Below are 7278 nucleotides of genomic sequence, written 5' to 3'. Positions count from 1 at the left end.
TGATGTAACCGAGATAACGGCCTGCGGGCGTGAACCTCCCGCATTGTCGTACCGTGCGATGCACGGTCCAACAAGCGGAAGCACCCGACACCCTCCAAAAAATCAAGATTTTTCCGGAGGTCGCGGGTGTCCCGCAGGCCGTTATCTCGGTTACATCACCACAAACCCTGAAAAATTCCCATCGTCAGCATCTACCTCCATCCATTGTTTCCATTTTGAAATGATGGAATTTCCCTCTCTACCGATCCAAAATAGGTATCATAACCCCAAAGCATTACAAGGAGCGATCATGACCAACAGGATAGGAGGAAAGACCGCTCTGGTGACCGGGGCGACCGCCGGGATCGGAGAAGCCATCGCCCGTCGGCTGGCGGCGGCGGGGGTGCATCTGATCCTGACGGGACGCAGAACACAGCGGCTGGAGGCCTTGGCCAGGGAGCTGGAGAATCGGGAGGCGGTCGCCGTAACGACACTGAGACTGGACATTCGTGATCGGGAAGCGGTAGAGAGGGAGCTGCCGCCGATCCTGGAAAAGAGCCCCGTGGATATCCTGGTCAACAATGCCGGACTCGCTCTGGGACTGGAGCCGCTGGATCTGGGGTCGGTGGAGGAGTGGGAGCAGATGATCGATACCAACATCAAAGGGCTGCTCTACATCACCCGGCTGGTGATGGGCCAAATGAGAGAGCGCAACCGGGGGCACATCCTCAATCTCGGCTCCATCGCCGGCGAGACCGCCTACCCCGGAGGCAACGTCTACTGCGCCACCAAAGCGGCGGTCCACATGCTCACAGAGGCAATGAACGCCGACGCCCTGGGGACCCGCATCCGCATCGGCACCCTGGCTCCCGGAGCTGTGGATACGGAGTTCAGCGATGTGCGCTTCGGCGGCGACAGAACAAAGCGCGACGCCGTCTACGAGGGCTACACGCCCCTGAGTGCCGAGGATATCGCCGACCTGGCTCTCTATATCCTCAACGTGCCGGAGCATGTCAACATCCAGCACGCCCGCATCATGCCCACAGCCCAGCGCAATCCCTATCTCCTGGATCGGGAAGGGACGATCTGAATCCCTCAACCGCCGATCGACTTTCTCGTTCCCATCCGTCCCCGGTGGGAACGCCTACGGCATTTTCCTATCGACACCATGCGTTTTTTTTGCCATCATTTCTTTGAGAATGCATTCCCACCAAGATGGTGGGAACGAAAGAACAGATTGAGTGCTCTGAAAAACAGAAACAATCTCTTTCCGTCATCCCGAACTTGATTCGGGATCCACGGCACAATGGGTATTCCAAGCCCTGGATTCCGGGTCAAGCCCGGAAAGACGGAGGTTTTTCAGGCTCTTCGATTTGAAAAGGTTTTTCAAGCGTTATGCGCGAATGAATTCGCGCCTCCTTGGGCGGACTGCGGCGCCGGGGGAGTCCATCGGAAAATGCTTTTCGGCGGTTCAACTTCCCAGAGACTTCTTCTCCAAAACCCTAGCCCGAAGATTCACCCGGGCATCACTCAACCGGAACTCATCTCCAGGCTCCAGCTCCCTCAGGGGCGTACGCCGGCCATTCACCGTCACCTCTGCCCACCCCTCCCGGCTCCGTTTGACCGGATCCTGGAGCTTCATCTGTTCGGAAAGATTTTTCAAAAGGCTCTCCCGCTGTTGTAACTGTCGCCGGATCGTCTCCCGGAGCTGCCGTTCGAGAGGAAGCATCTCCGCCTCGAACTGACTGAGACGATAACGGATCACCTCCCGGTAATCTCGTTGCAATCGGTCGAAATCCTCGGCAGCGCGTTGAAGACGGTTCAGAACCGAGGCCCGTCTCAGCGCCTCCGCTTCGCGCCACAATCGCTCTTCGCTGCGAGTCAGGATCTCCCGCATACGCCGCTGCATCCGGTCGGTGCGTTCATCCAGCTGCCGCAGCAGTTCGTTGCCGTCGGGGAGGATCATCTCCATGGCTGCACTGGGGGTCGGAGCCCGCAGATCGGCGACAAAATCGGAAATCAGCGTATCCACCTCGTGCCCAACGGCACTGACGACGGGAGTTTGCGCCTCGAAGATCGCCTCAGCCACCGCCTCTTCGTTGAAGGCCCAGAGATCCTCGGCGCTCCCGCCGCCCCGTCCCGTGACGATGATATCCACTCCCAGGGTGTCGGCGTAGCGGATCGCCCGGGCGATGGACTCCGCCGCCCCCTCTCCCTGCACCAAGGTATCGACAATCAGCAGCTCGGTCAAGGGCCAGCGCCGGCGGGCCACTTTGAGCATATCCTGTAGCGCCGCACCCCCCGCCGCCGTCACCAGGGCGATACGTTGGGGATAGCGGGGCAGCGGCTTTTTGCGCTCGGCGGCGAAGTAGCCTTTGGCCTCTAGCTTCTTTTTGAGCTGTTCGAAGGCCACCGCCAGGGCTCCCCGTCCATAGGGCTCGACACTGACGGCAATAAGCTGATACTCCCCTCTGGGCGTATAGACCCCCACCGAACCGTCGATCACCACATGTTCCCCCTTCTCCAGGCGGAATTTGAGCCGCGCGGCGTTGGAGCGCCACATGACGCAGCGCAGGGTGCTGCGGTCGTCTTTGACGGAGAAGTAGATATGCCCGCTGCTGTGGTAGGTGACCGAAGCGATCTCCCCCTCGACCCGGATATGCATAAAGGTCGCTTCCAGGAGGGATTTGATCTTTTCGTTGAGGGCGGAGACGGTCATCATCTGCAAGGAGTTCTCCTTGCAGATGATGAAATGAGGAGTGAGGAATGAAGAATGAGGAACCGAATTGTAGAAACTAGTAACGAGTAACTAGTAACTAGGAACCAATTATTGATTGAGAATTGAGAATTGAGAATTGAGAATTTCGGTAGGCGTTGCAAAGCAACGCTTTTGATGATGGATTTTGGATTTTGTCCTCGTTCCTGCGGGGTTGTCGCTTCGCTCGGACGGATTTTGGATGTCGGCGCGTTGCCGAAGGCAACATTTCTTGCGACTTGCGACTTGCGACTTGCGACGCTCGCTCTGCCGACTGCCGACTGCCGACTGCCGACCAGCTTCAAACGACAAACGACAAACGACAAACGACGAAAAAAACAGCCAATAACATCGCCGAAGGCGATACCTCTTGCGACTTGCGACTTGAGGCCCGAAGGGCCGTGCTTGCGACTTCTCATATCTTTTGTGCAACAAAAAGCGTACTGATCCCCATCGAAAAGGGTTTGACATATTTGATCTCGAAACCGCTTTGTTGCAGTTCTTCCATCAGCATCTCCGTCGTGAGGAACTCTTCGATGGAGTCGGGGAGGTATTTGTAGGCGGCGTAGTTTTTGCTCACCAGGCCGCCGACGGCGGGGAGGATCTTTTTCATATAGAGATCCACCAGGGGGGCGGTGAGGCCCTTTTTCTCCTGCTTGGTGAACTCCAGGATCACCACGATGCCGCCCGGTTTGAGAGCCCGGTGAAATTCGGCCAGGGCTTCGGGACGGTCGACGACGTTGCGGATACCGTAGCTGATGGAGATGATCTCGGTACTCTCATCCTCCAGAGGGAGCTCCTGGGCCTTGCCCTCGATGAACTCGGCGAAATCGACCTTTTTGCGGGCCACCTCCAGCATCCCCACCGAGGGATCGATGCCGACGAAGTTCTCCACCTCGACACCTTTCTCCGCGGCACGGTCGCGCCAGTGCAGGAGGAGATCCCCGGTCCCGGTGGCCACATCCGCAATCCGCTCGACACGGTTTTTGCCCAGGATCTCGTAGGCCTTGTCGCACCCCTTTTTGCGCCATTGCACATCGATCCCGAAACTGAGCACCCGGTTGGCCAGGTCGTAGGTCCCGGCGATCTCGTCGAACATATTGACAATCTTTTCCTGTTTTTCCTTCCTATCCAAAACGACTCCAGATCATGAGATCCGCACCAATCGTGCGCTGATGCAGATACTCCAGTTTTTGATCGACATTATAGGATAAGGGATGGGAGCTGAGCTTAGGGGTCTGATAGAGGAGGAACCAGTCGAGCCGCCCGGCCAGCGCTTCCAGCATTCCCTGGCCCCCTTCCACCAGGAGAAAAGAGGGGCGTGCAAAGAGCGGCTCCAGATTGTCGGTGATCCGCACCCGTCGATCGGAAATGCCGAAAAGCGGGATCTCCCGGTCAAAGTCACTTTCTCGGGAATAGATGGTCACATCGGGAGCTGGTGCACCGGTGAAGCGGCAGTCGAGTCTGGGCCGGTCCGCCCGCACCGTCCCGCCGCCGATGATCAGTTCATCCGCCGCTTCCCGGAGCCGGTGGACATGCTTCAATGACTCGGGAGAGCTCAGATAGCCCCCGCCGATGCGTCCGTTGGCCGTCTGGGCCAGCTTGAAGAGGGCGAAGGCCCGCTGCTGCCAGATTTTGAAGGGTTCCAGCAGCGCCTCCGCTTCCTCATGGCAGAGACCGGTCTCCACCTCGATACCATGATCGGCCAGAATCTCAATCCCCCCGCTGTGCCCCGTCACAGGATCCGTCGCTGCGATCACCACCCGGTGGAGAGGAAACTGCGAAAGGAGCCAGGCGCACGAGGGTGTCGCTCCCCGATGGGCACAGGGTTCCAGAGTCACATAGAGGCTCACCCCCCGAAAGAGCTCCCGCGGCACGGTCTGCAGGAAATCGTGGACGGCATCGGCATCGGCGGGATCCACCGCCGCTTGGCGCCCCTCCATCGCTTCGTAGGCCGCCAGCATTGCCCGCACCTCCGCATGGGACTCCCCTGCCCTGTGGTGAGCTTCCACCGCCAGAAGCCTCCCCTCCTTGACCACGGCGCAGCCTACCGCCGGATTGGGGTAGGTGAGCCCCTGGTACTTCCAGGCCTCTTGCAGGGCCAGCTTCATAAAAAACCGATCGTCAATCCGCATTCACCAGCTCCTTCAGTCGTCTCGCATCTCTGACGGCGTTGCCTTCGAAATCGTTGTTGAAATAGACGAAAACGGGGCGGTGATGAGCCTGTTCCCGGCGAATCCGCTCCGCCCAGAGCTGCAAAGCAGCATCGTCGTAGCTGCCGCCGTAGTGGCCATCAGGGCCGTGGAGACGCAGGTAGACGAAATCGGCGGTCACCACATCGGGAACCTCTTTTCGGCCATAGTCGTGCCAGCAGAGTGCGACATCGTGGCGGCGCAGCAGATCGTAGATCGTCTCGTCATACCAGCTCGCGTGGCGAAACTCGATGACAAAACGCCACCCACCGCCGTGGGGGAGCTGGGCCAGAAACTCCCCCAACAACACCGCATCGGCGTGCAAAGAGGGGGGCAGCTGGAAAAGGACGGCGGCCAGTTTGGGTTTGATCGGCTTGAGCAGATGAAGAAATCGCAGAAGTTCTTCGCGGGTCTCTTTGAGCTTTTTGTAATGGGTAATACCCCGAGGGGCTTTGAAGGCAAAGAGGAAGTGCTCCGGGGATTTCTCATCCCAGTGTTCAATGGTTTTGGCTTTGGGCAGATGGTAGAAGGTGCTGTTCATCTCCACCGTATCGAAAACCTGGGCATAGGCTTCGAACCAGTGGGATTTGGGCAGATCCTCCGGATAGAGCACCCCCTGCCAGTGTTCATAGTAGAAGCCGGAGGTACCGATATGGGCCGGGGCCTTCATCCGCGACTCATCTCGGATAGATCCCCATCAGCTCCGCTTCGGCCAGAACATGCCCTTTCATCGCAGCCAGCAGCGCCTGGCGGTCGAGGCCCGGATCGAGGGGCAGGGGCACATCCAGGGCGAAGAGCCGGATAAAATAGCGGTGGGGCCGATCCGGCGGACAGGGGCCACCGTATCCGATCTTGCCGAAATCATTGATCCCCTGGCGGATCTCATACTCCAGCACCGGCTCAGGCGGGACCCCCTCGGGAAGTCCCCGCAGGGTCGCCGGCATGTTGTAGACCACCCAGTGGACAAAAAGCCCCATGGGAGCGTCGGGATCCTCCATGATCAGGGCCAGAGAGCGGGTCCCGTCAGGAATATTGCCGAACTCCAGAGGAATCGAGACATCCTCTCCGTGACAGCCGTAGCGTGCGGGAATCTCCCCGCCGTTTTCAAACACCGGACTCTTGACATACATGACTTCACCTCCTGTCAGTAGCGTAAGGGTCAATAAAAAACCCCAGAGTATTTTCCGAATCATTCTCAACCTTTCGACTCTATCCAGATTATTATAACACCCTCTGCGATATACTGCCGGATATTGTTCAAGGACCCAACGTGGAAAGCCCCGAAACGCGTAAAATATTTTATCTTCTGATGGTGCTGGCCATGGTCGGCTGGGGCGCCTCCTGGGTCCATGTGAAGTACCTGAGCGACTATCTGAGCATCCACGAGATCATTTTCTATCGCTACCTGCTGACCGCTCTGAGTATGATCCCGCTGATTCTTTGGCTTCGACTCCCGTGGCGGATCGACCGTCAAGCCCTGGCAATCACGCTCCTGGTCTCTGCGATCATGATCCTCTACACCTGGCTCTTCATCGCCGGAACCAAGCTGGGAACCGCCGGGCTGGGGGGCGCTTTTGTCACCACGCTGATCCCGATCCTCACCTTCGCCCTGACGGCGCTGCTGGCCCGACGTCGCCTGAGCCGGCGACAGCTTTTTGCCCTGGGACTGGGAGCGTTGGGGGTCATGACCATTCTCAATGTCTGGAGCTTTCGGGCCGAGGACATCTTCCGCCTGGAAAATCTCTACTTCATTCTGGCGGCGATGAGCTGGGCGGTGCTGACCATCTTCAGCGCCCGGGTGGCGGGACGGGTCGATCCGCTGGTCTACAGCTTTTACATGTATCTGGGAGTGGCGGTAATGGAGGGGCTTTTTTTCACCGACTTCTCGACGGACCTGACGACCCTGGCTCCTCTGGTGGATCTCAATATTCTCCTCCTGGCCCTGGTCAGCACCACCTTCGCCACCTCCGTCTACTTCATCGGCAGCAAGAAGCTCGGAGCCGACCGAATCAGCAGCTTCACCTTTCTTGTCCCCTTCAGCGCCATCGGGTTGAGTGCCCTCTTTCTGGGGGAGGAGATCACCTGGGGGATGGGGGCCGGCACAGCAATGGCCTTGGCGGCGGTCCGTTTGCTGCAACGCCCTTCTACTTGAATCGGTTTAGATTTTCAGGGTTTGACAAGGCTCTTTAGCCGATTCCTCATTTTATCCCAAATTATGTTCTGTGAAAAATGTCAAGCTCCATTAGAGCACAATTTGGCTGAAGCCAGATAATTTTCGTCAAAGGGTCTTTGCCTTTTGAGAACCCCGAAGGCGATACGCAAGAGTTTATTTGCAGCGGCGATCAGAGCCTG

General features: G+C 58.2%; 7 protein-coding genes. 2 read left to right on the top strand and 5 right to left on the bottom strand.

Translation table 11 applies throughout. The features are described from left to right. Nucleotides 1-289 precede the first annotated feature (289 nt). Nucleotides 290-1069 (top strand): SDR family NAD(P)-dependent oxidoreductase, encoded by a 780-nt coding sequence (locus F8I07_RS03210; RefSeq protein ID WP_292655656.1) that lies wholly within the window; start codon nt 290-292, stop codon nt 1067-1069. 381 nt (nt 1070-1450) lie between these two features. Here F8I07_RS03210 and xseA read toward each other — a convergent pair whose 3' ends face one another. From xseA to F8I07_RS03185, 5 genes are all read right to left on the bottom strand, one after another. Next, nucleotides 1451-2701 carry an exodeoxyribonuclease VII large subunit gene (gene xseA / locus F8I07_RS03205; protein WP_367264370.1) on the bottom strand — a complete coding sequence of 417 codons (1251 nt, stop codon included), beginning with the start codon at nt 2699-2701 and terminating at the stop codon, nt 1451-1453. A gap of 448 nt (nt 2702-3149) precedes the next feature. Further along, on the bottom strand, nt 3150-3869 hold the full coding sequence (gene ubiE, locus F8I07_RS03200; protein WP_292655654.1) for a bifunctional demethylmenaquinone methyltransferase/2-methoxy-6-polyprenyl-1,4-benzoquinol methylase UbiE: 720 nt from the start codon (nt 3867-3869) through the stop codon (nt 3150-3152). Further along, a complete protein-coding gene (ribD, locus tag F8I07_RS03195; protein WP_292655652.1) occupies nt 3862-4869 on the bottom strand; it encodes a bifunctional diaminohydroxyphosphoribosylaminopyrimidine deaminase/5-amino-6-(5-phosphoribosylamino)uracil reductase RibD in 1008 nt (335 codons plus the stop codon). Before ribD ends, ubiE begins: the two co-directional genes overlap by 8 nt. Continuing rightward, complete coding sequence (locus tag F8I07_RS03190) at nt 4859-5596, bottom strand: DUF72 domain-containing protein (protein ID WP_292655649.1); 738 nt, start codon at nt 5594-5596, stop codon at nt 4859-4861. The genes ribD and F8I07_RS03190 overlap by 11 nt, the downstream gene beginning before the upstream one ends. Before the next feature lie 7 nt (nt 5597-5603). Then, nucleotides 5604-6056, bottom strand: a complete 453-nt coding sequence (locus F8I07_RS03185; protein ID WP_292655647.1) for a YbhB/YbcL family Raf kinase inhibitor-like protein — start codon at nt 6054-6056, stop codon at nt 5604-5606. A gap of 140 nt (nt 6057-6196) precedes the next feature. Here F8I07_RS03185 and F8I07_RS03180 point away from each other — a divergent pair, with 140 nt between their 5' ends. After that, entirely contained in the window at nt 6197-7078 is an 882-nt protein-coding gene (locus tag F8I07_RS03180; protein WP_292655645.1) for a DMT family transporter, read from the top strand. Nucleotides 7079-7278 lie beyond the last annotated feature (200 nt).

The organism is Nitratifractor sp. (assembly GCF_015487065.1).
Classification (GTDB): Bacteria; Campylobacterota; Campylobacteria; order Campylobacterales; family Sulfurovaceae; genus Nitratifractor.
Note: the sequence above shows the minus strand (reverse complement) of the source record. Positions and strands in the feature narration are given on the sequence as shown.

Bases quoted from the DNA above. Each gene is read 5' to 3' on its own strand.
- F8I07_RS03185 (WP_292655647.1), bottom strand. From the start codon at position 6,056: ATGTATGTCAAGAGTCCGGTGTTTGAAAACGGCGGGGAGATTCCCGCA.
- F8I07_RS03190 (WP_292655649.1), bottom strand. From the start codon at position 5,596: ATGAAGGCCCCGGCCCATATCGGTACCTCCGGCTTCTACTATGAACAC.
- F8I07_RS03210 (WP_292655656.1), top strand. From the start codon at position 290: ATGACCAACAGGATAGGAGGAAAGACCGCTCTGGTGACCGGGGCGACC.
- ribD (WP_292655652.1), bottom strand. From the start codon at position 4,869: ATGCGGATTGACGATCGGTTTTTTATGAAGCTGGCCCTGCAAGAGGCC.
- xseA (WP_367264370.1), bottom strand. From the start codon at position 2,701: ATGATGACCGTCTCCGCCCTCAACGAAAAGATCAAATCCCTCCTGGAA.